Source organism: Aquicoccus porphyridii, from assembly GCF_008369105.1.
GTDB classification, from domain to species: domain Bacteria; phylum Pseudomonadota; class Alphaproteobacteria; order Rhodobacterales; family Rhodobacteraceae; genus Aquicoccus; species Aquicoccus porphyridii.
The window spans coordinates 47,318-70,767 of record NZ_VINQ01000001.1 but is presented as its reverse complement, the minus strand read 5'-3'; the positions used below and the strand labels follow the sequence as shown (position 1 = coordinate 70,767).

Genomic DNA, 23,450 nt, shown 5'->3' with positions numbered 1-23,450 from the left:
GTTTTCCCGAAACGCTTTGCGGTTCAATTCTGCGTGCTGACGCCCTAATATGGAATATCTGTTTTGCAAAACGGTAAGGAGCCGCCAATGCCCGACCTGCCCCGTCCCGCGCCCGATTTCACGCTGCCCGCAGATGACGGTACGCAGGTGACGCTATCGGGTCTCAACCCCGCACCCGTCGTCCTGTTCTTCTATCCCCGCGACAACACCTCGGGCTGCACCAAAGAGGCCAAGGGCTTTTCGGCCCTGCGCGCCGATTTCGACGCCGCCGGGGTCAAGGTGTTCGGCATTTCCAAGGACAGTCTCGCAAGCCACGAAAAATTCCGCGACAAGCAGGATCTGACAATTCCGCTCCTGTCCGACGAAAACGACACCGTCAGCGAGGCGTTCGACGTCTGGAAGGAAAAGAAGATGTATGGCAAGACCTTCATGGGCATCGAACGCTCCACCTTCCTGATCGACGGCACCGGGCAGATCGTGGCCGAGTGGCGCAAGGTCAAGGTCGATGGCCATGTTGACGAGGTTCTCGCGGCGGCAAAGGCGCTCTGAATGCCGCAGACCCTCGCCGAAATGGCCGTCGACGTGCTCACTTGCGCCCATGGCCGTGAAAAGACCGCGCGCTCGCATGCCCACGCCGCCGCGTGGTTCGCCGCGCGCGACGCGGGCACGCCCATTCCGGTGGGCCGGGCCGACCCGCCGCTGCGCCCGGCGCGTCCCGCCCGCCCCGAACTGCGCGACCCGCGCGACGTGCCCAAGCGCAAACCCGGAAGCCCGCAGGGCCGTATCGCGCTCCTGCATGCCGTCGCCCATATCGAGTTGAACGCGGTCGATCTGCATTGGGACATCATCGCGCGCTTCACCGATATCCCGATGCCACCCGGATTCTATGACGACTGGGTCAAGGCGGCGGACGAGGAATCGAAACATTTCAACCTCATGTGCGATTGCCTCGAAGACATGGACAGCCATTATGGCGCCCTGCCCGCCCATGCCGGCATGTGGCGCGCGGCCGAGGATACCACCGGGGACATCATGGGCCGCCTCGCCGTCGTGCCGATGGTGCTCGAGGCGCGCGGCCTCGACGTGACACCCGGCATGATCGACATCTTCCGCAAGGCCGGTGCGGATCAGGCCGTGGCCGCACTCGAAACCATCTATGCCGAAGAGGTGGGTCATGTGGCCTATGGCTCCAAGTGGTTTCACTTCCTTTGCGGTCGCCACGACATCGACCCGCGCGACGAATTTCACCGCCTCGTGCGCCATTATTTTCGCGGATCGCTCAAACTGCCCTTCAACGCGGAAAAGCGCGCCGAGGCCGGATTGCCGCCCGATTTTTACTGGCCACTTGCGGACGAGACCCCGAAGAAACATCAACCTCGCTGATCAAGCCCTTCAATATCGGCGGTTTTTCGCCTGAATTGGACACAACCCAACGTCAAACCGCATTCACTGGCCCAAAGACATTGCCCTCATGAATCAGCCCCGTTAATCACGGTATAGTTATCGTTGACGCCCTCGCGGGCGACCGATGACAAGAATGGGATGGGGCAAGGGACAGATTCTCGTGAGATCACGACTGGCAATTCGCCTTCATGCACTTCTGGAGCATTACTTTCCCGAACGGCGCGTTTTCCTGCGTTCCGACAAGGACACCAGGTTCATCCGGCTGCGCCCGCATGTGCAGGTCATCGCCCTCGGTGGCAGCGCGATGCTCGTGGCCTGGGCGATCATCGCCACCGCGATCGTGCTGATGGACTCGATCGGGTCGGGCAATTTCCGCGAACAGGCCAAGCGCGACAGGCAGATCTACGAGACGCGGCTCAATCATCTTGCCTCCGAACGCGACACCCGTGCCGAAGAAGCACTTGCGGCACAGGAACGCTTCAACTCGTCGCTCGAACAGATTTCGCGCATGCAATCGCAACTGCTGGCCTCCGAAACCCGTCGCCGCGAACTCGAGACCGGGATCGAAGTCATCCAGACCACCCTGCGCCGCACCATGAAAGACCGTGACGCCGCCCGCGCCGCCGAGAACGAGCTTCGCCTCGCCCTGACCGAGACCCCGGGCAACGGGATGCTTGACGGGTCGGATGATGCGACCGAAGGGGCGGTCAACATGCTGTCCACCGTGCTTGCGGAAACCGCCGCCGAACGCGACCAGATCATGGCCGATGCGCGCGACGCCCTTGAACAGGCCGATGAAATGGCGTTCGAGATTCGCCTGATGCAGGATCAGAACGACCAGATCTTCCGCCAGCTCGAAGAAGCCATGGCCGTCTCGGTCAAGCCGCTCGACAAGATGTTCCGCTCGGCCGGGCTCAATACCGACAGCATCATCAACCAGGTGCGTCGCGGCTATTCCGGCCAGGGCGGCCCGCTCACCCCGCTCAGCTTTTCAACCAAGGGCGAGGCCCCCTCGCCCGACGCGATGCGCGCCAACCGCATCCTCAACCAGATGGATCGGCTCAACCTCTACCGGATCGCCGCCGAAAAGGCGCCCTTCGCCATCCCGGTCAAGAACGCCTATCGCTTCACCAGCGGCTTTGGCTATCGGCGTGATCCGAAGACCGGCGGGCGGCGGCTGCACCAGGGTGTCGATTTCGCCGGCCCGGTCGGCACACCGCTCTATGCCACGGCCGATGGCGTCGTCACCCATTCCGGCTGGAGTTCCGGCTATGGCCGCCTCGTCAAGATCCAGCACGAGTTCGGAATCGAAACCCGTTATGCCCACATGTCCAAAATCAACGTGAAATCCGGACAAAGAGTCTCGCGCGGCGACCGGATAGGTGATATGGGAGCTTCCGGACGTGTGACCGGACCGCATCTTCACTACGAAGTCCGCATCGGCGGCAAGGCCGTCAACCCCATGACTTACATCAAGGCTGCAAACGATGTTTTCTAAAAGCAAAATCAACGAACCCGGCGCCAAAACGCCGGAGACACCGAAACCCGCCGCCACCGGCGACGCCGATACGAGCGGGGCCAAACAGGCGGCGGCAAGCGATTACCGCGCCTCGGCGCCCAAGGCAAAACCGCCCGCGTCGGTGCTGTCCGCGGATCTGCATATCACCGGCAATCTCAAGACGACCGGCGACATCCAGATCGAGGGCACGGTCGAAGGCGACATCCGCGCGCATCTGCTGACCGTCGGCGAAGGCGCCACCGTCAAGGGCGAAGTGATGGCCGACGATGTCGTCGTGAATGGCCGGATCGTGGGCCGCGTGCGTGGCCTCAAGGTGCGCCTCACCGCCACCGCCCGGGTCGAAGGCGACATCATCCACAAGACCATCGCCATCGAATCCGGCGCCCATTTCGAAGGTTCGGTGCAACGGCAGGATGACCCGCTGTCCGGGGGAAAGCCCCAGGCGGGCGGCCAGGCCGCGGCCAAACAGAATGCCGCGCCACAGCCGGCCCCGGCCAAGCCCTCTTCGTAACACGCCGCTGACCTCAGACCGTCAATGGGGGCGCTCAACCGGCGCCCTCACCGTGCAAGCCCGCGCTCTTCCAACGCGGCCACCGTCGCGGGCAGACGCTCCAGGCGATCCCGCACTTCGAGGATCAGTCGCGGCGCGGCCGGGGACCGCGCAAGTGCCGCGAACACCGCCGCCCACGGCACACAGCCCTCGCCCGGATGCCAGTGCCGATCGGCATAGCCATCGGCGTCCTGCACATGCACATGCCCCAGATGCGCGCCCGCCTCGGCGATGAAATCCACCACCGGCGGCGCGCCATAGCGGCCATGGGCCAGTTGCGCATGCCCGGTGTCGATCGACACCCTGAGGTTGGGATGCCCGATCCGCGCCACCACGTCATTGCGATCCCCGGGGTCGGTATCGTCGATGTTCTCAAGCATCAAATCGCACCCGATATCCCCCGCACGCGCCAGCACCGGCGCAAGACAGGCCGCGATCGCCTCCAGCATCTGACCGTGCAGCTCGGCATAGTTGCGCCGGTTGAGAAGATGCCAATAGGTGAACGGGCTGTGCACCACCATATGCGTCGCGCCCAGCGCCTCGGCAATCTCCAGCCCCTTGAGCAACCGGGCCTGGATGACCGCGCGGATCTCCGGGTCCGGGTTCGACAGGTCCAGCCCGAAAAACGGCCCGTGAATACCGCGCGCGCCCGCATGACCATCAAGTGCCGCGCGATACGACGCGATCAGCGGCCCGCAATCGCCCGCGATCACCTCGGGCATCACGAAATCCTGTATCTCGATGGCCCGGCCGGGGCCGAATATCCAGTCGCGCAGCACGTCGAGATCGCCGCGCCGGATCGCCACGCCAAGCAGGGGAAGGGTCATATCACTGTCTCCTTTTCATGTCATTTGATGCCCGCGCGCATGAAGCTCTGAACGAACTGGCGCTGGAACAGCAGGAAAGCGATGAGAAGCGGCCCCGATGTCATCAGCGTGGCGGCGTTGATCACCGACCACTCCACCCCGGAATCCGTGGTCGAAAAAATGCTCAGCCCCACGGTCACCGGCCGGGTCTCGACCGAGTTGGTGACGATCAGCGGCCACAGGAAGTTGTTCCAGTGATGGCTCACCGAGACCAACCCATAGGCAAGGTAGATCGGCTTGGCCAAGGGCACATAGACCCGCCAAAGGATCGTCAGCGGCCCCGCCCCCTCGATCCGCGCGGCCTCGTCCAGCTCGCGCGGCACGGTCATGAAGGTCTGGCGGATCAGGAAGACACCGAACCCCGACGCAACATAAGGCAGCGCGATGGCCGCGATGGTATCGACCAGCCCCAGCGCGCCGATGGTGCGGTAATTTTCGACGATCAGGATATCCGGCATCACCAGCAGTTGCAGCAACACCAGCGAAAACAGGATGTCGCGCCCCGGAAACCGGTAACGCGCAAACCCGTAGGCGGCCAAGGTGCACAGCACGAACTGGCACACCACGATCCCGGTGACGAGGATGAAGGTGTTGAGGAAATACCGCGCGAACGGCGCCGCGTTCCATGCCTTGACGAAATTCTCCAGCGTCAGCGGCGCGCCCAGCACGAACCGCGCCTCGTATTCCGACGGGTGAAACGCCGTCCAGACCGCATAGGCCAGCGGCAAGACCCAGATCAGCGCAAGCACCACCGCGCCCGTGGTCATCAGGATGCGATCAAACCCGGTCATTTGTAATGCACCTTGCGATCGAACAGGAAAAACTGCCCGATGGCGAACAATCCCAGCAGCGCCAGCATCACCACCGTTAGCGTCGCACCATAAGCGGTGTCCCAATACCGGAACGAGGTTTCATAGATATAGTAAAGCAACAGCGATGACGCGTTGTCCGGCCCGCCGCCGGTCAGGATAAAGATGTGGTCGACCAGCCGGAACGCGTTGATCACCGCATTGATCGACACGAAAAGCGTGGTCGGCATCATCAGCGGAAAGGTGATGCGCCGGAAAATGGTCCAGCCGCCCGCACCCTCGATCCGTGCCGCCTCGGCCAGTTGCGGCGGGATCGCCTGCAACGCGGCGAGGTAGAAGATCATGAAGAACCCCGCCTCTTTCCAGATCGACACCACGATGATCGCCCCCAGCGCGGTATCCGGACTGCCCAGCAGGTTGGTCTGCCCATGGCCGAAGGCGCCCAGAACCTGGTCGATCAGGCCGAACCCGGGCGTGTAGAAAAACAGCCAGATATTGGCCACCGCGATCAGCGGCAGAACCGTGGGCGTGAAATAGGCCATGCGCACCAGCGACCGCCCCGCGAACGCGCGGTTGACGAAAAGCGCCATCGCGATGCTGAGCGCGATGGAAACCGGGATCGTGCCCAGCGCGAACCACAGATTGTTGACCAGCACCTTCCAGAACACCGGGTCACCGATCAGCCGCTCGTAATTGTCCAACCCGACGAATTGCGCCGGTCGCCGCCCGCGCGGGGTCGACTGGAAACTGTTCCAGATCGTGGTGATCGCGGGGATATGGGTAAACAGAAAGATGAACGCCAGCGCGGGCAGCAACAGCAACCAGCCATGGATCCATTGGCGCGACAGCATCGGCGCATCCTCTTGCACGAAAAAGGCAACGGGCAGGCCGTCATGGCCCGCCCGCAAGTCTCTGCTCAGCGATAGGCCGCCAGGATCGCGTCGGCCTGTGCCTGCGCCTCGGCCAGCGCCTCATCCGCCGGTTTCGTCCCGGTGATCGCAGCGGCCAGCGCATCGTTGAAGATCTGCGTGATGCGCTGGTTCTCATAGGTCGACAGCTCCGCCACCGCATGCTCAAGCTGATCGCGCGCCACCAGCACGGCGGGGAAATCGGCGGCATAGGCTTTCATCGTGTCGGTCTCCCACGTCGCCGGGCGCGGCGCGACATATCCGGTGGCCATGGTCCACTTGGCCGATTGCTCCGGCCCGGTGATCCACTTGATGAAATCCACCGCCGCGGCAAGCTCCTCATCGCTCGACCCGTCGAACAGGTAGAAGTTGCCACCCCCCGTGGGCGCGCCCCGGCGCTTGTTCGCGGGCAGCATCGCAACACCGAAATCAAACGGCGCGTTGGCGCGCACATTGGTCAGGTTGCCGGTGGTGGTCCACATCATCGCGGCCTGGCCTTCAAAGAACGCCTTGGGCGTGGCGCCCCATTCCACGATGCCGGGCTCCATCACCGCGTGCTCGGTCGACAGCGACACGAGGTATTCCAGCGCCTCGACCACCGCCGGATCATCGAAATTGGTCTTGTTGCCATCCGCATTGGCCAGGATCACATCGTTCTGCGTGCTCAGCCCCTGGAACAGCCAGTAGGGAAAGCCCGAGGTCGGAATGCGCACACCCCATTGCGTGACATTGCCATTGGCATCGCGCTTGGTCAGGGTCTTGCCCATCTCGACCATCTCGTCCCAGGTGGCGGGCGGCGCTTCGGGGTCGAGCCCGGCCTCGGCAAAGGCCTCCTTGTTCCAGTAAAGCACCGGCGTCGAACGCTGGAACGGGATGCCATAGGTCTTGCCGCCGGTCTGGCTGTTTTCCATGAAGGCGGGATAGAAACTATCGAGCCAGGCGCGGTCTTCCTCGCTGGTGATGAAATCGTCGAACGGCAGGATCAGCCCCTCGTCGATCAGGGTGAACATATCCACCGCAAGCGCCACCGAAAGCTGCGGCGCGTTGCCGCCGCGCGCGGCGGTGATCACCTTGGTGATCGTGTCCTGGTAGGTGCCGGCATAAACCGCGTCGATTTTGACCTCCGGGTTGGCGGCCATGTATTCATCGGTGAGGGACTGGATGACCTCGGCCGCGCCGCCGCCCACGGCGACGGGGAAATAGAATTGCAGGTCGGTGGCACGCGCCGGCGCCGCCGCGGTGATGGCAAGCGCGGCAGCAGCGGCCGCGCCCTTCAGGATATTGGCAAGCATTGTCATGGTGTCCTCTGGTTGGAAATGGGCGCCTCCGCGCCCTGGGTGGCCACCGAGAATCCGGTTCGGGCCAACAACGATGCCGGATCGGGCGTCGCAACGCGCGCGCCCGTCCCCGCATCGAAGACGTGAAAATCATCCGCCGCGACCGACATCGCGACCGTGCCGCCGACCTCGGGCATGGCATGGCCCGGCACCCGCATCTGCACCGGGGCCTCGCCGATCCGCCCCTGCACCAACGCATCCGCGCCCAGGTATTCCGCCCCGGTGACCGCCATCTCGAACGTGGCCGCGCCGCGGGCCGGGTGCATCGCCTCGGGGCGAATGCCCACCTGGACCGCAAGGCCCAGCGCGCGTTCCAGCCGCACCCCCACCTCCCCCAGCGCCGCGGCCGGGATCAGGTTCATCGGCGGCGTGCCGATAAAGCGCGCGGCAAAGGTGGTCGCGGGCCGCTCGTACAATTCACCCGGCGTGGCCGCCTGTTCGACCCGCCCGGCATTCATCAACACCACCTGGTCGGCCATGGTGATCGCCTCGACCTGGTCATGGGTCACGTAAAGCATGGTAAAGCCCAGCTCGCGCTGAAGCGCGCGCAGCTCGGTGCGCATGGTCTGGCGCAGCTTGGCATCGAGGTTCGACAGCGGCTCGTCCATCAGGCAGATTGAGCGTTCGGCGATCACCGCGCGGCCCAGCGCCACGCGCTGTTGTTGCCCGCCCGACAGCGCGGCGGGCTTGCGCTCAAGCAACGCTTCCAGCCCCAGCAGATGCGCCACACGCTCCAGTCGCGCCTGCCGCTCGGGCCGCTTGACCCCGCGGGTGCGCAGGCCGAAAACAATGTTCTCGGCCACGCTCAGATGCGGGAAAAGCGCGTAGGACTGGAACACCATCGACAGGTCGCGCTTGTCGGCGGGCCGGGTGGTCACATCGTCCTCGCCGATCACCACCCGCCCGGCGCTGGCCGGCTCCAGCCCCGCCACGATACGCAGCAAGGTGGATTTGCCACAGCCCGACGGCCCCAGAAGCGCGGTAAAACTGCCCGGCGCCACGTCGATGCCGACCTCGTCGAGCGCAACCGTGTCATCCCATCGCTTGACGATGGATTCGAGTCGGATCGCCCGCCCGCGCGGAAACGACCGGGGGCTCATGCGACCTCCCCGGCAATGGTGATCCGAACGCCCCGCGCGACAATATCCTCGGCCAGCGGCGCGGGCGGCGCGACATCACAGATCACCTCGTCCACATCCGAGATATGGCCACCGCGCACATGGGCGGCGCGTCCGAACTTGCTGCCATCCAGCAACAGGACCGAACGGCGGCAATGCCCGAGAATGGCCATCCGCGCGGCCATCTCGCCTTCGGCGAAATCGAGCAACGTGCCATCGGCATCCACGCCCGCCACGCCAAACAGCCCGATATCGACCTGGTAGCGCGCAAAGAACGCCTCGACCTGGCTGCCCAGCACGTCGCGATCCCCCGGCCGAACCATGCCGCCCGGAACATGCACGGCCCAGCCTTCCCGCTCACAGGCGAAAAGCGCGATGTTGAGGTTGTTGGTCATCACCGTCAGGTCGGTCTTGTCGTGCAGGGCCTGAACCGCGAATTCCGGCGTGGTCCCGATCGACACGGCCAGCGACAGGCCCGGTTCGACCTGCGCCGCGAACCGCGCCGCGATGCGCCGCTTGCCCGGGGCGTTGAGCGTGCGGCGCGTCCCATAGCCCAGGTTGTCGGCGCGCGGCGCCTCGACACCGCCATGCACCCGGCGCAGAACGCCCGCCTCGCACATGCCGTTCACATCGCGCCGGATCGTCTGCGGCGAAACGCCATAGATCTGGGCCAGCCGCTCGATCGAGACATGGTGCGCATCCTGCACCTTGCAGAGCATGTCACGCTGCCGATCCGATAGCCGTATTGCCGTCCAGTCCATGGGCGCAGATCCCGATTAACCGCGTTTCGGATGACCGGTCTCATGCTCATGTGAAATTTGGAAAACATTCATATGAACCCTTTGTGAAACATCCGCGCGGGGCGTTCACTCCTCGCGTCGCCCATGCCCCGCCGTCACCCGGCAGCCGGGCGGCAGCCGGAAAACAGCCGGATGTCACCCCCCCGATTCCGACGAAATCACCGCGTTAACGAATCCCCTTCCCGCGTGCCTCAAATGGCATCGCGACAGGCATTTCACGCCCCCGCCGGGGCAATCCAGAGGCTCATTCCAGGGCGATCCGTCTCAACAATCCGGACGCCCCCGCGCAAAATGATGCGCCAATTGCGACAATCCTGCCCTTATTGACACTCAAAATTCCACAATTCGTCCCAAATGCGCCCTTAATTGACTGTTCAACTCAACGAGAACTGATGGCAGGAGGATTCCCTCATGACGAGCAAAGCCAACAGTACGATTGCGGCATTGTGCTATGCCACCCCGTCCGAACTCAACTTCCCGGCCCTCGCGGCCGAGCTGGAAGAGGTATTGCGAAACAACCCCGCGCTCGACGTGCGGGTGTCGTCACAGTATGACGATTTCATCACGCTCGACCTGTCCGGGCTTCGGATATGCCTCGCATTTTGCGATTTCTCCAAGGAATTCAATCATGTCGAGGCCTTGCGCCCCTATGCTGAAAGCCTCGTGATCGCCGTGGGCACCCGTGAGGACATGCCCTGCGACGGCCCACTGTTCGAACGGCGCAAGTTCGTGTTCGATGGCTTGGTCGAGCGGGTCGAAACCCATCATCCCCCCGATCGTTTCCTTCGGATCGAACTGGTCGAGGCGTTCTCCGAGGATCTTTACGACGCGGTCATCGAACATATCTGGCAGGTGCTGCAAGACGAAACCGACGTATCGCAAACCACGCCGGCCCCTGTCCCCATGGAGGAACCCATGGAGGAATACGCGGCCTGCGCCCCCAGCGCCACCGCCAGCCCCGGCAAAGAGGAACATACCGTCCGTGCCACCGCTCGTCCCGTCACCGACATCATGCCCGATGACGTTTTTGACGATCTCGCGCGACGTTACGACGCCGAGCGGAGCAATCGAAGGACAGACCCTTTCATCGCAACTCAGGCGGCCATGGTGGAACCCGAGCCCAAGCCCAAGCCCGTCCCCATTCGTCCGACCCATCCCGCCATCCATGCCGACCGCGCCAGATCGGGCACACGGCGCAACCGGCCCCGGGCGGCACCGGTACGCGACAAGGTATGGCTGCAAAACGCAGGGATCAGAATGGCGCTCTACCCGCCCGAGAACGACCTGCCCCAGCCAGCACAGGCAAAACCGCTCTTGCACCGTGCCGCGATCCATTCGATGAACGCATCGGTGATCGCCTTCTCGTTGCCGCTGGGTGCTGCGGTGCTGACCTACACCGTTCTCGGACGCGAAAGCTTTGAATTCAGCGGGCGCATGGCGGCGCTGACCGGGTTCATAATGGGAACCTCGCAAACCCAGCTGGGCGCCCAGATTTTTGCCGCTTTCATCTGAAACCGGATGGTTGCACGGCGCGCGGGATCTCGCGATCCTGCGCGCTCAACCGGCGAAGATCGCGGCAAGCTGCGCAACCTGATCCTTGCTCAACCGGTCGCGCCCCTGTGCATAGTTGCGGGCGTTCATCTCGTAAAACCGTGCATTTCCAACGTTCTTCGCCCCGCAATCGCGCGTTGCGACCTGCTTGGCCGGCACCCCGGCAATAATCGAATTTGCCGAGAATTCCGCATTCTCGGTCACGATCGAATGCCCCGCCACGATCGAGTTGGCCCCGATCTTCGCCCCGTCCATGATCGTCGCGTTGATCCCGATCAGGCAACGGTCGCCGATCTCGCAGCCGTGCAAGGTGACGTGATGGGTGATCGAGCAGTCCTCACCGACGATGGTGGGCGTGAACGTGCCGACATGGATCATCACGAAATCCTGGACATTGCTGCGCGCCCCGATGCGGATTTCATACATCTCGGCCCGTGTCACCACGTTAGGCCAGACCGACGCCCCCGGCCCGATATAGACCTTGCCATAAAGCTGCGCCGATGCGTGCACCAGCGCCGGATCGTCCAGCACCACCTCTTTGCCGATATAGCCCATGATCCACCTCTGATCCGTCTCTCGCCACGCTGCTGTGCCCCTGCCCGCCCGTCAAGTGCGCCGCGACGGCATCGGGGATCATTTGTCTTTGCGACGATGGCAATTGGCGGCTAAACTTGGCTCAACAACAGATCCCGGATATCTCATGGAATTTTTTATGCGCCTTGCAAATTTTTTCAAGATCACGGCCATCGCCTCCACCGCCCTCGCCCTCTCGGCGCCAACCCTCGCCGCCACCTGCGGCAACACCGCCAACGGATTCGAACAGTGGAAAACCGCCTTCGCAACCGAGGCCAGGCGCGCGGGCGTCGGGCCCGCCGGGCTCCAGGCGCTGGCCCGGACCCGCTATGCCAGCGGCACCATCGCCGCCGACCGCAACCAGAAAAGTTTTCGCTATAGTCTCGAAAAATTCATGCAGGTCCGCGGCGCCAACACGATCATCGCTCAAGGCCGCAAGCGCAAGGCGCAAAGCCCCGCCTTCTACCAGTCGCTCGAACGCATCTATGGCGTGCCGGCGGGGGTTCTGATCGCGATTCACGGCATGGAAACGGCCTTTGGCGGCTTCATGGGCGATTCAAACGTGGTCTCGGCCATCGTCACCCTGACCTATGACTGCCGCCGCTCGGACTTCTTCCGCCCACATGCCATCGGGGCGCTCAGGATGGTCGATATCGGGTCGGTCACCCCCACCACCAAGGGCGCCAAGCATGGCGAGTTGGGCCATACCCAGTTCCTGCCGGGCAACGCGCTCGAATACGGGGTCGACGGCAATGGCGACGGGCGGATCGACTTCTACAACCAGGTGGACGCGCTGGCCTCGACCGCCAATTACCTGCGCGCCAAGGGCTGGAAACCGGGTCAGCCCTATCACAAGGGCACCCATAATTATGCCGTGCTCAAGCAATGGAACGCGGCCTCGGTCTACCAGGAATCGCTCTCGATCATGGGCACCCAGATCGACAGGTGAGCGGCCTCACCCCTGCTCCACATCCGCCCGCGCCAGAACATAGGTGTGAATGCCGAACACCACTGCACGGCTTTGCGGCAGCCGCCTTACGGTCTGCATCTCGGATCGCAGGAACGCCGCCCCTGCCGGATCGACCCGGTCGCGCCGCTCGCCCTCGCGCCGGGGCTGATGCAAGGCCGGATCGTCATACCAAAGCGCATTGAACCGCCACAAGGGCCGCTCGGGCTGCACCCCGTCGAACAGCCGCTGCACCCGCCGCGCGATATTGGCATCATAGCTCTCGACCGGGATGTGAATACCGATCAGCGGACGGCGGAATTTCTCGTCCAGGGACCAGCTTGCCGGAAAACACAGCACCGCGCCCAACAGCACATGCTCGTCACCGCGCTTGTCGAGGATGCAAAAATCCTCCTGCACCAGCCGCCCCAGCGTGGCCATCGGATCGTCCCGGTCAATCTCCACCCGTCTCCCGTCGGGTCGGATCACCGCGTCGCCATCACGCGCATAGAGCGTCGTCCCCAGAACCTGTGCCAGAACCATGTCGAGCAATTCCTCGGCCGCCGCCCGCACGCTTTCGTCCAGCGCAATGACCGCCGCCCGCCGGTCCGCAATCAGCCGTTCGCGCTCGGTCATCTGCTCGGCAAAGGCGTCGTCCACCCGCAGCCAGTCATCCGCCGCCAGCGGCGCAATCCCCGGCAAGGGGCGCGGGGCGTGCACGTCATAGGGGATCGTATGTTGCAAGATCATGCGCTGTGCCTAGCCCGTTCCCACACCCGCGCCAAGACCCCAAACTCCCGATCATGTCACGAATCCACCTCTGCCACATGCCGGACACCTTTGCTCACAGCACCGTCATTCACCTGAAACATGACTTGCGCCAGGCCCGACCCTCACCCACCCTTTAACTAGCCGATCCGCCAGTCCCGAAAGGACCACCTCATGCCCAGCGAGAAAATAACCTTTCCCGGTCACGATGGGCATGACCTCGCCGCGCGACTCGACCGACCGTCGGGGCCGCACCTGGCCACCGCGCTCTTTGCCCATTGCTTTACCTGCTCCAAGGATATTCCCGCCGCCCGGCGCATTGCGCAACGGCTCAACGCGGCCGGTATCGCGGTGCTGCGCTTTGATTTCACCGGGCTGGGCCATTCCGAGGGCGAGTTCGCCAACACCTCCTTTGCCACCAATCTCGCCGATCTCAAGGCCGCCGCGACATGGCTTGCCGATAACGACATGGCGCCCGACCTGCTCGTCGGCCACTCGCTGGGCGGGGCGGCGGTGCTCGCTGCGGCGGGTGACATGAAATCGGTGCGCGCCGTCGCCACCATTGGCGCACCCTTCGATCCCGCCCATGTCACGCGCCATTTCTCGGACAAGATCGACAGGATCTGCCGCGAGGGTGAGGCCAAGGTCGATCTCGGCGGACGCCCCTTCACCATCAGCCGCGAATTCATCGACGACATCTCGTCGCGCAATCTCGCCCGGGCCATCGAAACCCTGGGGCGCGCGCTGCTCGTCCTGCATGCGCCACGCGATGCCGTGGTGGGCATCGACAACGCCGCCGACATCTTCAAGGCCGCCAAGCACCCCAAGAGTTTTGTCACGCTCGATGATGCCGACCACCTGATTTCCGACGCATCGGACGCCGAATATGCCGCCGGTGTCATCGCCGCCTGGGCCACGCGCTACCTCGGGCTCAAACACCCCGCCCCGCCCCCCGGCGCCCCCGAAGGTATCACCCGCGTCTCGGAATCCGACCCCGGTGGGTTCTTGCAGGATATCACCTCTGGCCCGCGCCATCATGTGCTGGCCGATGAACCGGAATCCTATGGCGGCACCAATCGCGGCATGTCACCCTACGGTTTCCTGGCATCCGGTCTTGGCGCCTGCACCTCGATGACCATCCGCATGTATGCCCGCCGCAAGGGCTGGCCGCTCGACCATGTGCAGGTGGATGTATGCCATGACAAGGTCCACGCTCAGGATGCGGGCTCGGCCGGGAAATCGGAAAAGATCGACTCGTTTCGCCGTGAAATCACCCTCACCGGCGATCTGAGCGAAGATCAGCGTCGGCGGCTTCTCGAAATCGCCGACAAATGTCCGGTCCATCGCACGCTCGAACGCAGCTCGCAGATCTTCACCACACTGACCGATTCTGCCTGACCCGCTCACCGGTGCATTTCCATTTCCCGCACCCGGCAGTACATCCATTCCATGATCGGTATGCGCAATCATTGGGGTGTCTGGTTCGGACGGGTCGATGACAATCCCTCCTCCACCTTTCTGAACCTGTCACTGGCCCGGGAAGCGCCGATCGCGGGCTTCACCGACTGCGTCCATGTCTCGACCCTTATGCGCTTTTCCCCATACTGCCTCCGCCCGGGCCTTTGCCGATGCCGTCACCGAGAAAGGTTTCCGCGAAGAAGCGATCATCGACCATGGTGATGAGGTGCGAATGCAGTTCTGGCGCGAGGACGCGCCGCACGGCATCGACCGTGTCACCGACATGATCGACTCGGCGATCACGGGCGCGGTGGGGCGCTAAGACGGCTGGGAATGCGAAGTGATCCGTGCATCCGTATGACAGGCCCCTGACGGTCGCATGAAAAACGCCCGACCTTTCCGGCCGGGCGCAAAACTGTCGCCGATGCGACCGCTGTCAGCGTTTCACTGCGCGCCACAAAAGCGGCATCAGCATCGCCGCCAGCGCGATCTTGAGCGCATCACCGGGAAGGAAATTCACCATGCCATATTGCAGCACCCAGCCCATCCCTTTGTCGGCGGCGAAAAGCGCGCTCATCCAGGCCAGGCCGCAGGCATAGATCGCCGCATTGCCCAGAATCATCGCAGCCCCCATGCGCAGCACCGTGCGGTCCCAGCCGCGCCGCGCCAGCGCCGCCATCAGCCCCGCCGCCACGACAAAGCCGACGAGATAACCGCCGGTCGGCCCCGCCATATAGGCCAGTCCCGCGCTCTCGCCCGCGAACACCGCCACGCCTGCCGCGCCAAGCGCCAGATAGGCCAGCACGGTGACAAGCCCGAGCCGCAGACCATAGCCCGCCCCGATCATCAGCACCGCCAGCGTCTGCATCGTGACCGGCACCGGCCACATCGGCACCCGGATATTCGCCGCCAGTACAAGCGCGCCAACCCCCGCCACGATCAATGCCAGATCCCTTGCCGATGTGGCATAACCGCGTGTGAATCCCAGCGCCTCAACCAGAACCGGGCGTTTTTCTGCAATGGCCAATCTCTCGTCCTCCTTGATGAATTGCATGTCGTGGCATTTTTCTGCACCGGCATCATGCACCGCGCAAGCCCCAATTCACACCGCACGGCCGCCTGACTTGACCCAAATCAAGGTGCCGACCGGGCATGACGGGCACACAGGGACATCGGGACCGGCGTTGCCATCCGCAGACCGGCCCACCATTTCGGAGGGAACAATGGGGCTTTTTTCCAAAATTTCGCAAAGCGCCGATCTCGTACACGGCATGGCCACCCGTCTGGGCGCGGATATCGCGAACCCGATCCTGCGCAACCCGGATCAGGCCGCGCTCGATTTTCGGGCGATGATCCTGCGCTGTTCGGCCTGCACCGATCAGGCGGGCTGCGCCGACCTTCAGGCACGATGCGCGCAGCTTGATCACGCGCCCGACTACTGCATGAACAAGGCCGAGCTCGACCCGCCCACCGCCTGATCACAGCACAACGGCAGCAACGGCCCACCACACCGGCGCTTGCGCCCCCTCTGGAACGATGAGTTCCGCAGGGCGCATTGGCCAGTCCTGTTCGATCACAGCCACCCCGCCGCCTTGTGATCGCGGCGCGCCCAGTCTATGACCGCGCCAAACATCCCAACCGCGAGACATCTGCCCATGATCCCCCGCTATGCCCGCCCCGAGATGACCGCCATCTGGGAGCCCGCCACCAAGTTCCGCATCTGGTACGAGATCGAGGCCCACGCCTGCGACGCACAGGCCGATCTGGGTGTGATCCCGCGCGCGAATGCCGAGGCCGTGTGGAAGGCGAAGGATGTCGAATTCGACGTCGCCCGCATCGACGAGATCGAGGCCGTCACCAAGCATGACGTGATCGCCTTCCTCACCCACCTCGCCGAGATCATCGGAAATGACGAAGCGCGCTTTGTCCATCAGGGCATGACCAGTTCCGACGTGCTCGACACCACGCTCAACATCCAGTTGGTGCGCGCCGCCGACATCCTTCTGGCAGATCTCGACAAGGTTCTGGCCGCACTCAAGAAACGCGCCCATGAGCACAAGGACACGGTACGCATCGGGCGCAGCCATGGCATCCACGCCGAACCCACCACGATGGGCCTGACCTTCGCGCGGTTCTATGCCGAGATGGACCGCAACCGGAACCGCCTCGAAAAGGCCCGCTGGGAGATCGCCACCGGCGCGATTTCCGGCGCGGTCGGCACATTCGCGAATATCGATCCCGCGGTCGAAGAGCATGTCTGCGCCAAACTGGGCTTGCGCCCCGAACCGATCTCGACCCAGGTCATTCCACGCGACCGCCACGCGATGTTCTTTGCCACGCTGGGCGTGATCGCCAGTTCGATCGAGAATATCGCCATCGAGATCCGCCACATGCAGCGCACCGAGGTTCTGGAAGCCGAGGAATTCTTTTCCAAGGGCCAAAAGGGCAGTTCGGCGATGCCACACAAACGCAACCCGGTGTTGACAGAGAACCTCACCGGGCTGGCGCGGCTGGTGCGCATGACGGTCATCCCCGCGATGGAGAACGTGGCGCTCTGGCATGAACGCGACATCTCGCATTCCTCGGTCGAACGCGGCATCGGCCCGGACGCCACCGTGACGCTCGATTTCGCACTGAACCGGCTGGCGGGCGTGATTGAAAAGCTCGTGGTCTACCCCGACGCCATGCGTGCCAACATGGACAAGTTCAAGGGTCTGGTGATGAGCCAGCGCGTGCTGCTTGCGTTGACCCAGGTCGGCGTGAGCCGCGAGGACGCCTATCGTCTTGTTCAGCGCAACGCGATGAAGGTCTGGGAAGAAGGCGCGGATTTCCGTGAAGAGCTGCTCAAGGACGACGAAGTGCGCGCGGCCCTTACCGAGGACGAGATCGACGAGAAGTTCGACCTTGGCTATCACACCAAGCATGTCGACACGATCTTTCGCCGGGTGTTCGGCAGTTAGCAGGACTTGCGCCGGCGCTGCCGTCGCCCGGGGGCCTCGCTGCGCTCGGCCCGGAACAAACCTGGACAAGCAGGCCCTTATGGATCGCGATATGCATTCGTACAGGTAGGATTCGAGTATTTTTTCGCCAAGAAAGAGACCAGTATGCATCCGGGGTGGACGCGGCTCACAGTTTCGTGATCGATGAGACAAGCCTGTCATGTTAGCCTTTTGCGATCAGCGGGAAAGGATACCAGCATGAAAAGGAAACTCACGCTCGCCGTCGTTGCGCTTGTTCTTGCGCCCGGCCTCGCCTCGGCCATGTGTTCGAACAGCCACGATCAGGCCATGACCTGCGCCGAAGGCTCGGTCTACAATCCTGAAACCGGAAGCTGCGTGCCCCAAACCACGAGCTGACCAGGCGCCCGATTTCAAGACCGCCCCTTGGGTAGGCTTGTGAATCGTCGTGCATAGAACCGTCAGCGCGCCGTGAAACCGCTGGCGTTTCAGCATTTCTTTACCGGTTCGCCCCTAATCTCACGGATGATGCGACCGCAGCGGACCGTGATATGCCGATGACCGATCTGACACCGCTTGCCCCGCCGGGTCCCGCGACCGGGGCCGGGTCCGATTCTCTTGGTCGAACCTCACGCCCCGTGAAGCCGACGGCCCCGCTGCTAACGCGACGGCAAAAGGCCGCGATCATCGTGAGATTCCTGATACAGGAAGGCGCGGATATCCCGATCGCCGCGTTGCCTGACGATCTGCAATCCGCCTTGACCCAGCAAATCGGCGCGATGCGCTATGTCGATCGTGACACGCTGGCCGCGGTCATCACCGAATTCGCGGATGAGCTTGACCGGATGGGATTGATCTTTCCCGGCGATCTGGCCGGGGCGCTGACCGCGCTCGACGGCCGGATCTCGCCCCAGACCGCCGCGCGCCTGCGCAAGGAAGCCGGGGTGCGCCAGATCGGCGACCCCTGGGCCCTGATCCGGGCACAGGAGATCGGTGCGCTGCTTCCCATCCTGACCCGCGAGAGCACCGAAGTTTCGGCCGTTCTCCTGTCGAAGCTTCCCGTTGCCACGGCGGCCGAGCTTCTCCACCGTCTGCCGGGCGCTCAGGCACGCCGCATCACCTATGCGATCACCCTCACCGGCAATGTCCGGCCCGATACCGTCGACCGCATCGGCCTCTCGCTCGCCGCCGAGTTCCAGACCCGGCCCACCCTCGCCTTCGACGAGGACCCGGTGGCGCGGCTGGGCGCGATTCTCAACATTTCACCGGCCGACACCCGTGACGAGGTGCTGACCGGACTGGACGAGGATGACGCGGTATTCTCGCAAAAGCTGCGCAAGGCGATCTTCACCTTTGCCCATATCCCCGCCCGGGTCGCCCCGGTCGACATCCCGCGCACCGTCCGCGAGATCGAGCAGCCGCGCCTTGTCATGGCGCTGGCCCATGCGCGCACCGCGGGTGGCGATCTGGCCGACACCGCCGAATTCATCCTTGCCAATATCCCCAAGCGCATGGCCGAAACCTTGCAGGAGGAAATCGACGAGACCGGTCGCGTCAAACCGAAAGAGGGCGAGGCGGCGATGAACGAGCTGGTCGGCGCAATCCGGGCACTCGGGGTTGCGGGCGACATTACGTTCATAACAGCCGAGGACGAGGATAACGCGGTGAACGGCTGAGGCCGCTTTCCCCGCCCAATAAAGGCTCAGGCGTCCAGTTCGGCATCCCAGTAAAGGAAATCCAGCCAGCTTTCATGCAGGTGGCCGGGCGGAAACTTTCGGCCCAGATTGCGCAATTCTTCGGCGCCGGGCATACGCGGCGGCTTTTGCAGGCTCATCCGCGCCTGGCGCAGGCTTTTCGACCCCTTCCTGAGATTGCAACTGCTACAGGCCGCGACGACGTTTTCCCAACTGGTCACCCCGCCCGCGGCGCGCGGCACGACGTGATCAAAGGTCAGGTCGCCCTTTGCCCCGCAATACTGACAGCAGAATTCATCCCGCAGAAAAAGATTGAAGCGCGTGAAGGCCACGCGCTTCATTGGTTTGATGTAATCTTTCAGAACCACGACCGAGGGCACCCTGATCTCGATACTGGGCGACCGGACCACATGGTCATATTCCGCCACGATATCCACCCGGTCCAGCCAGGCCGCCTTGACCGCCTCCTGCCACGGCCAGAGGCTCAGCGGATAATAGGACAAGGGCCGATAGTCGGCATTCAGCACCAGCGCCGGAAACTGCTTGAGCGCGCCGGGTTGCCTCACGAATTCGCTTCTGAAATCTCCATCCATGTCCTTACCGCCCGAACTCTGCGGGCGTTGCCATCCGCCCCTGTCAATACATCCACTATATATCGTGGAAGGAACCCTGCAAGCCCCACGATATCGGGTCGTCGCCCAAGGGATAATCCGATGATGCAACAGCGGCATGACAATCGCAAATCACGAGGCAAGCCCCTGAACCCGCGCAACAATCATCTGATCAAGGTTCCACGCCAGCGCGCCAGCTACTGTTCGAGCGCTCGCGCAATCCTGATGCGCGGGCAGAATCGCATTCTTTTGCGCGGGCCTGCCCGTGCCGGGATCAGTCCGAATTGCGCTGCGCCTCGATCTCGCGCCACCTGCGGACATTCGCGTTATGCTCTTCGAGCGTCTCGGCAAAGGCATGACCGCCCGAGCCATCAGCAACGAAAAAGACATAATTCGTCTGATCCGGGTTCAGCGCCGCCTCAATGCTCGCCCGGCCCGGATTGGCAATCGGTGTCGGCGGCAAACCTTCGATCACATAGGTGTTCCATGGCGTCTCGGCGCGCAGCTCGCTTTGCCGCAAGCCGCGACCCAGCACGCCCTGCCCCTCGGTGAGACCATAAATCACCGTCGGGTCGGTTTGAAGCCGCATGCCCCGGTTGAGCCGGTTGACGAACACGCTCGCCACCTGGCGGCGCTCCTCCGGCACCCCGGTCTCCTTCTCGATGATCGACGCCAGGATCAGCGCCTCTTCGGGCGTCTCGATCGGCAATCCCTCAACCCGGTTCTGCCAGGCAGCAGTCAGGATCTCTTCCTGCGCGGCCGTCATCCGCGCAATCAGATCGGCACGCTCATCGCCGACCTGTACCTCGTAACTGTCGGGCGCAAGGCTGCCCTCGGCCGGAATCTTGTCGATCTCGCCCTCCAGCACATCGACCCGCCCCAGCACATCCACCACCTGCCAGCTTGTCACCCCTTCGGCCAGCGCCACGCGATAGCGCGTATCGGGGCGTGCATGCATCTCGACGAACTGCGCAGGCGGCTCGTCTGCCGAAGGGTCAAAGCTGGCCTGTTCCACGAAACGGCTGGTCGCGGGATCGAGCTCGCGCACCTGCACCGTCGCTTGCGTCACCCCGATCCGGTAGACCACCTCGGTGCCACAGGTCGATGCCCCACCACGAGTGATGATATCGGCGATCTCGGCCATCGACGCCCCCTCGGGCACCAGAAAACTCCCCGCCTTGAGCTGCGCGGTCTTGTCGGCATAATCCATTCCCAGTCGAAAGATCGTACCCGACGTGATTGCACCCTCGTCCTCCAATGTGTGCGACACGCGGGTGACATTGCTGCCCCGCTCGACCCGCAGACAGATCCGCTCATCCAATGGCCCCTCGGCCACATATTGGTTCTGTCCCCACAGGATCACACCGCCCAGCAGGAAAATCCCCACGATCAAGAGTGTAATCGCGTTCGAGGCGATATGTCGCCACATGAGATCAGACCTTTCTGAAGATCACGCTGGCGTTGGTGCCGCCGAACCCGAAACTGTTGGATAGCGCCACGGAGATCTCGCGCTCACGTTTGGCATTGGGCGCCAGGTCAATGGATGTTTCCACCGCCGGATTGTCCAAGTTGATGGTGGGCGGTGCCACCTGGTCGCGAATGGCAAGGATCGAGAAGATCGCCTCGATCGCGCCGGCCGCCCCCAGAAGATGCCCGGTCATCGACTTGGTCGATGACATCGTGACCTTCCCCACCGCTTCGCCCAACAGGCGCTCAACCGCGGCCAGTTCGATCACATCGGCCATGGTCGAGGTGCCATGCGCATTGATATAGTCGAGTGCCGAGGGTTCAAGCCCCGCATCCTTGAGCGCCGCCGTCATCGAGCGGAACCCGCCATCGCCATCCTCGCTCGGCGCGGTGATGTGATAGGCATCACCCGACAGGCCATAGCCTGCGACTTCGGCATAGATGGTCGCGCCGCGTGCCTTGGCATGCTCGTATTCCTCCAGCACGACAACCCCCGCACCCTCGCCCATCACGAACCCGTCGCGGTCGGCATCATAGGGGCGGCTCGCCGCCGCCGGATCATCGCTGCGCTTGGTCGACAGCGCCTTGCAGGCATTGAACCCGGCAATCCCGATCTCACAGATCGCCGCCTCGGCCCCGCCCGCAATCATCACGTCGGCATCACCGTACTTGATCAACCGCGTCGCGTCCCCGATCGCGTGCGCGCCGGTCGAACAGGCCGTCACCACCGCATGGTTCGGTCCCTTGAAGCCGTAACGGATGCTTACCTGACCCGAAATCAGGTTGATCAACGCCCCGGGAATGAAGAAAGGCGATACCCGCCGTGGCCCCTTCTCGGCCATCAGAAGGGTCGTCGCCTCGATGCTTTTCAACCCGCCGATGCCCGATCCGATCATGACGCCGGTGCGCAGGCGACTATCCTCGTCCTCGGGCATCCACCCGGCATCCCTCACGGCCTGGTCCGCGGCGGCGATCCCGTAAAGGATGAAATCGTCGATCTTGCGCCGCTCCTTGGCCTCGCAATAGGCATCGCCGTTGAACGTGCCGTCGCTGCCGTCACCATGCCTGACCTCGCAGGCATAATCGGTGGTCACACGCGACGTATCGAATGCGGTGATCTTGCCCGCCCCCGATTGCCCGGCCAGAATACGACTCCAGCTTTCCTCGACCCCCGACGCCAGCGGGGTGACAAGCCCCAATCCGGTGACAACCACTCGACGCATGAGACTGCCCTTCCTCAAACGAATTCATTCGCCGCTGTTTACGCGGCTTGAACAATCTCGGCAAGAGCCACGGCCCGCCTTGGCAGAATTCGCCGCCGCGCGCGTCAGATGAACCGAGCCGTTTCGCCAGGCTCCGGTTTCGCAATGTCGAGCACCTCGGCCAGATCGACATCGCGCGCGAAAAGCGCCCGACCGACCAGGGCCCCGGCAATGTTGGGCACGTATTTCAACCGCGAGATATCGTCGAGCCCACGCACGATACCGCTGGCAATGACCGGATGCCGCGTCTGCCCGGCCAGACCGGTCAGCACGCCAAGGCTCGCATCGGGTTCGTCTATATCGCTGTCGATATCGGTGATCAGAATACCGGCCAGCGGACTTGATGCATAAGACGCGAGGAAATCCTCGGGCGCAATCGCCGACGGCGTGGTCCAGCCATCAGTCATCAGCTTTCCCTCGCGGATATCCACCGCCAGAACGATCTGGTCCGGGTGTCGATCCGCCAGGAACTTGACCGTATCGGGATCGCGCGTCGGCAGCGTTCCCAGCACGATCCGCCCGGCCCCGCGGTCGATCCAGCTTTCGACCCGCTCACGCGACCGGAATCCCCCGGCCAGTTGCACCGGCGCGTGCGCGCGCAAGATGATCTCTTCGATCAGCGCATCATTGTTGCCGTTGCCCGCCACGGCATCGAAATCGGTCACATGAATCCACTCCGCCCCGGTCTCGCTCCAGCCGATCGCCGTTTCGACCGGATCGACATGGTAAATGGCCGGCTCTTCGAGACGCCCGCGGTGCAGCGTGACGCATTTGCCGTCCTGAAGTTCCATCGTGGGGTAAATGATCATGGCGGGTGTCCTCGGGATTAATGCCTGGGCGTGCAAGCTTCGC

General features: G+C 63.5%; 25 protein-coding genes and 1 pseudogene. 13 read left to right on the top strand and 13 right to left on the bottom strand.

From position 1 onward, the window contains the following. Positions 1 to 87: 87 nt before the first annotated feature. The 4 genes from FLO80_RS00360 (at position 88) to FLO80_RS00345 (ending at position 3,434) form a co-directional block, all read left to right on the top strand. Positions 88 to 549 (top strand): peroxiredoxin, encoded by a 462-nt coding sequence (locus FLO80_RS00360; protein WP_111362299.1) that lies wholly within the window; start codon positions 88 to 90, stop codon positions 547 to 549. Next, positions 550 to 1,383 (top strand): ferritin-like domain-containing protein, encoded by an 834-nt coding sequence (locus FLO80_RS00355; protein ID WP_111362300.1) that lies wholly within the window; start codon positions 550 to 552, stop codon positions 1,381 to 1,383. A 181-nt stretch (positions 1,384 to 1,564) separates the two neighbouring features. Further along, complete coding sequence (locus FLO80_RS00350) at positions 1,565 to 2,902, top strand: M23 family metallopeptidase (RefSeq protein ID WP_111362408.1); 1,338 nt, start codon at positions 1,565 to 1,567, stop codon at positions 2,900 to 2,902. Then, on the top strand, positions 2,892 to 3,434 hold the full coding sequence (locus tag FLO80_RS00345; protein WP_111362301.1) for a bactofilin family protein: 543 nt from the start codon (positions 2,892 to 2,894) through the stop codon (positions 3,432 to 3,434). The genes FLO80_RS00350 and FLO80_RS00345 overlap by 11 nt, the downstream gene beginning before the upstream one ends. Positions 3,435 to 3,481: 47 nt before the next feature. On the opposite strand, the gene FLO80_RS00340 is transcribed toward FLO80_RS00345, so the two are convergent. The 6 genes from FLO80_RS00340 to FLO80_RS00315 all read right to left on the bottom strand — a co-directional run bounded on the left by FLO80_RS00340 (position 3,482) and on the right by FLO80_RS00315 (position 9,272). Further along, positions 3,482 to 4,300, bottom strand: a complete 819-nt coding sequence (locus tag FLO80_RS00340) for a sugar phosphate isomerase/epimerase family protein (RefSeq protein ID WP_111362302.1) — start codon at positions 4,298 to 4,300, stop codon at positions 3,482 to 3,484. A gap of 20 nt (positions 4,301 to 4,320) precedes the next feature. Then, on the bottom strand, positions 4,321 to 5,130 hold the full coding sequence (locus tag FLO80_RS00335; RefSeq protein ID WP_111362303.1) for a carbohydrate ABC transporter permease: 810 nt from the start codon (positions 5,128 to 5,130) through the stop codon (positions 4,321 to 4,323). After that, complete coding sequence (locus tag FLO80_RS00330; protein WP_111362409.1) at positions 5,127 to 5,999, bottom strand: carbohydrate ABC transporter permease; 873 nt, start codon at positions 5,997 to 5,999, stop codon at positions 5,127 to 5,129. The genes FLO80_RS00335 and FLO80_RS00330 overlap by 4 nt, the downstream gene beginning before the upstream one ends. A 65-nt stretch (positions 6,000 to 6,064) precedes the next feature. Then, on the bottom strand, positions 6,065 to 7,348 hold the full coding sequence (locus tag FLO80_RS00325; protein ID WP_111362304.1) for an ABC transporter substrate-binding protein: 1,284 nt from the start codon (positions 7,346 to 7,348) through the stop codon (positions 6,065 to 6,067). 2 nt (positions 7,349 to 7,350) lie between these two features. Further along, the gene (locus FLO80_RS00320) at positions 7,351 to 8,493 is read right to left on the bottom strand and encodes an ABC transporter ATP-binding protein (RefSeq protein ID WP_111362305.1); all 1,143 of its coding nucleotides are present in this window, start codon (positions 8,491 to 8,493) and stop codon (positions 7,351 to 7,353) included. Further along, entirely contained in the window at positions 8,490 to 9,272 is a 783-nt protein-coding gene (locus FLO80_RS00315; protein WP_188078179.1) for a DeoR/GlpR family DNA-binding transcription regulator, read from the bottom strand. Before FLO80_RS00315 ends, FLO80_RS00320 begins: the two co-directional genes overlap by 4 nt. A 450-nt stretch (positions 9,273 to 9,722) precedes the next feature. On the opposite strand from FLO80_RS00315, the gene FLO80_RS00310 reads away from it, so the two are divergent. Next, the gene (locus FLO80_RS00310; RefSeq protein WP_111362307.1) at positions 9,723 to 10,823 is read left to right on the top strand and encodes a hypothetical protein; all 1,101 of its coding nucleotides are present in this window, start codon (positions 9,723 to 9,725) and stop codon (positions 10,821 to 10,823) included. Between the two features lie 45 nt (positions 10,824 to 10,868). On the opposite strand, the gene FLO80_RS00305 is transcribed toward FLO80_RS00310, so the two are convergent. Next, positions 10,869 to 11,417: a gamma carbonic anhydrase family protein gene (locus tag FLO80_RS00305; protein WP_111362308.1), complete on the bottom strand. Its 549-nt coding sequence runs from the start codon at positions 11,415 to 11,417 to the stop codon at positions 10,869 to 10,871. Positions 11,418 to 11,562: 145 nt separating this feature from the next. Here FLO80_RS00305 and FLO80_RS00300 point away from each other — a divergent pair, with 145 nt between their 5' ends. Beyond that, positions 11,563 to 12,384 (top strand): lytic murein transglycosylase, encoded by an 822-nt coding sequence (locus tag FLO80_RS00300; RefSeq protein ID WP_246156489.1) that lies wholly within the window; start codon positions 11,563 to 11,565, stop codon positions 12,382 to 12,384. Between the two features lie 6 nt (positions 12,385 to 12,390). On the opposite strand, the gene FLO80_RS00295 is transcribed toward FLO80_RS00300, so the two are convergent. Next, positions 12,391 to 13,131, bottom strand: coding sequence for a heme-dependent oxidative N-demethylase family protein (locus FLO80_RS00295; RefSeq protein WP_111362309.1), 741 nt, complete (start codon positions 13,129 to 13,131; stop codon positions 12,391 to 12,393). A gap of 192 nt (positions 13,132 to 13,323) precedes the next feature. Between FLO80_RS00295 and FLO80_RS00290 the strand changes: the two genes are divergently transcribed. The 3 genes and pseudogenes from FLO80_RS00290 to FLO80_RS23120 all read left to right on the top strand — a co-directional run bounded on the left by FLO80_RS00290 (position 13,324) and on the right by FLO80_RS23120 (position 14,929). Further along, positions 13,324 to 14,547 carry a bifunctional alpha/beta hydrolase/OsmC family protein gene (locus FLO80_RS00290; RefSeq protein ID WP_111362310.1) on the top strand — a complete coding sequence of 408 codons (1,224 nt, stop codon included), beginning with the start codon at positions 13,324 to 13,326 and terminating at the stop codon, positions 14,545 to 14,547. A gap of 51 nt (positions 14,548 to 14,598) precedes the next feature. After that, positions 14,599 to 14,679 (top strand): annotated as a pseudogene (locus tag FLO80_RS24450) (hypothetical protein); the annotation flags it as partial. A 43-nt stretch (positions 14,680 to 14,722) separates the two neighbouring features. Then, positions 14,723 to 14,929, top strand: a complete 207-nt coding sequence (locus tag FLO80_RS23120) for a hypothetical protein (protein ID WP_111362311.1) — start codon at positions 14,723 to 14,725, stop codon at positions 14,927 to 14,929. Positions 14,930 to 15,043: 114 nt separating this feature from the next. Here the strand turns inward: FLO80_RS23120 and FLO80_RS00280 are convergent, their stop codons facing one another. Then, entirely contained in the window at positions 15,044 to 15,661 is a 618-nt protein-coding gene (locus FLO80_RS00280; RefSeq protein WP_111362312.1) for a biotin transporter BioY, read from the bottom strand. A gap of 169 nt (positions 15,662 to 15,830) precedes the next feature. On the opposite strand from FLO80_RS00280, the gene FLO80_RS00275 reads away from it, so the two are divergent. From FLO80_RS00275 to FLO80_RS00260, 4 genes are all read left to right on the top strand, one after another. Continuing rightward, positions 15,831 to 16,085, top strand: coding sequence for a DUF6455 family protein (locus FLO80_RS00275; RefSeq protein WP_111362313.1), 255 nt, complete (start codon positions 15,831 to 15,833; stop codon positions 16,083 to 16,085). A gap of 177 nt (positions 16,086 to 16,262) precedes the next feature. After that, positions 16,263 to 17,567 (top strand): adenylosuccinate lyase, encoded by a 1,305-nt coding sequence (gene purB, locus FLO80_RS00270; protein ID WP_111362314.1) that lies wholly within the window; start codon positions 16,263 to 16,265, stop codon positions 17,565 to 17,567. Between the two features lie 237 nt (positions 17,568 to 17,804). After that, the gene (locus tag FLO80_RS23115; protein WP_246156487.1) at positions 17,805 to 17,963 is read left to right on the top strand and encodes a chitin binding peritrophin-A domain-containing protein; all 159 of its coding nucleotides are present in this window, start codon (positions 17,805 to 17,807) and stop codon (positions 17,961 to 17,963) included. Between the two features lie 158 nt (positions 17,964 to 18,121). Continuing rightward, the gene (locus FLO80_RS00260; protein ID WP_439328698.1) at positions 18,122 to 19,240 is read left to right on the top strand and encodes a flagellar motor switch protein FliG; all 1,119 of its coding nucleotides are present in this window, start codon (positions 18,122 to 18,124) and stop codon (positions 19,238 to 19,240) included. A gap of 26 nt (positions 19,241 to 19,266) precedes the next feature. Here FLO80_RS00260 and FLO80_RS00255 read toward each other — a convergent pair whose 3' ends face one another. From FLO80_RS00255 to FLO80_RS00240, 4 genes are all read right to left on the bottom strand, one after another. Continuing rightward, positions 19,267 to 19,851 carry an HNH endonuclease gene (locus tag FLO80_RS00255; RefSeq protein ID WP_111362316.1) on the bottom strand — a complete coding sequence of 195 codons (585 nt, stop codon included), beginning with the start codon at positions 19,849 to 19,851 and terminating at the stop codon, positions 19,267 to 19,269. Between the two features lie 292 nt (positions 19,852 to 20,143). Then, entirely contained in the window at positions 20,144 to 21,298 is a 1,155-nt protein-coding gene (gene mltG, locus FLO80_RS00250; protein WP_111362317.1) for an endolytic transglycosylase MltG, read from the bottom strand. A gap of 4 nt (positions 21,299 to 21,302) precedes the next feature. Further along, a complete protein-coding gene (gene fabF, locus FLO80_RS00245; protein ID WP_111362318.1) occupies positions 21,303 to 22,559 on the bottom strand; it encodes a beta-ketoacyl-ACP synthase II in 1,257 nt (418 codons plus the stop codon). A gap of 104 nt (positions 22,560 to 22,663) precedes the next feature. Next, positions 22,664 to 23,407: a 1-(5-phosphoribosyl)-5-[(5-phosphoribosylamino)methylideneamino]imidazole-4-carboxamide isomerase gene (locus tag FLO80_RS00240; protein ID WP_111362319.1), complete on the bottom strand. Its 744-nt coding sequence runs from the start codon at positions 23,405 to 23,407 to the stop codon at positions 22,664 to 22,666. Positions 23,408 to 23,450: the final 43 nt, after the last annotated feature.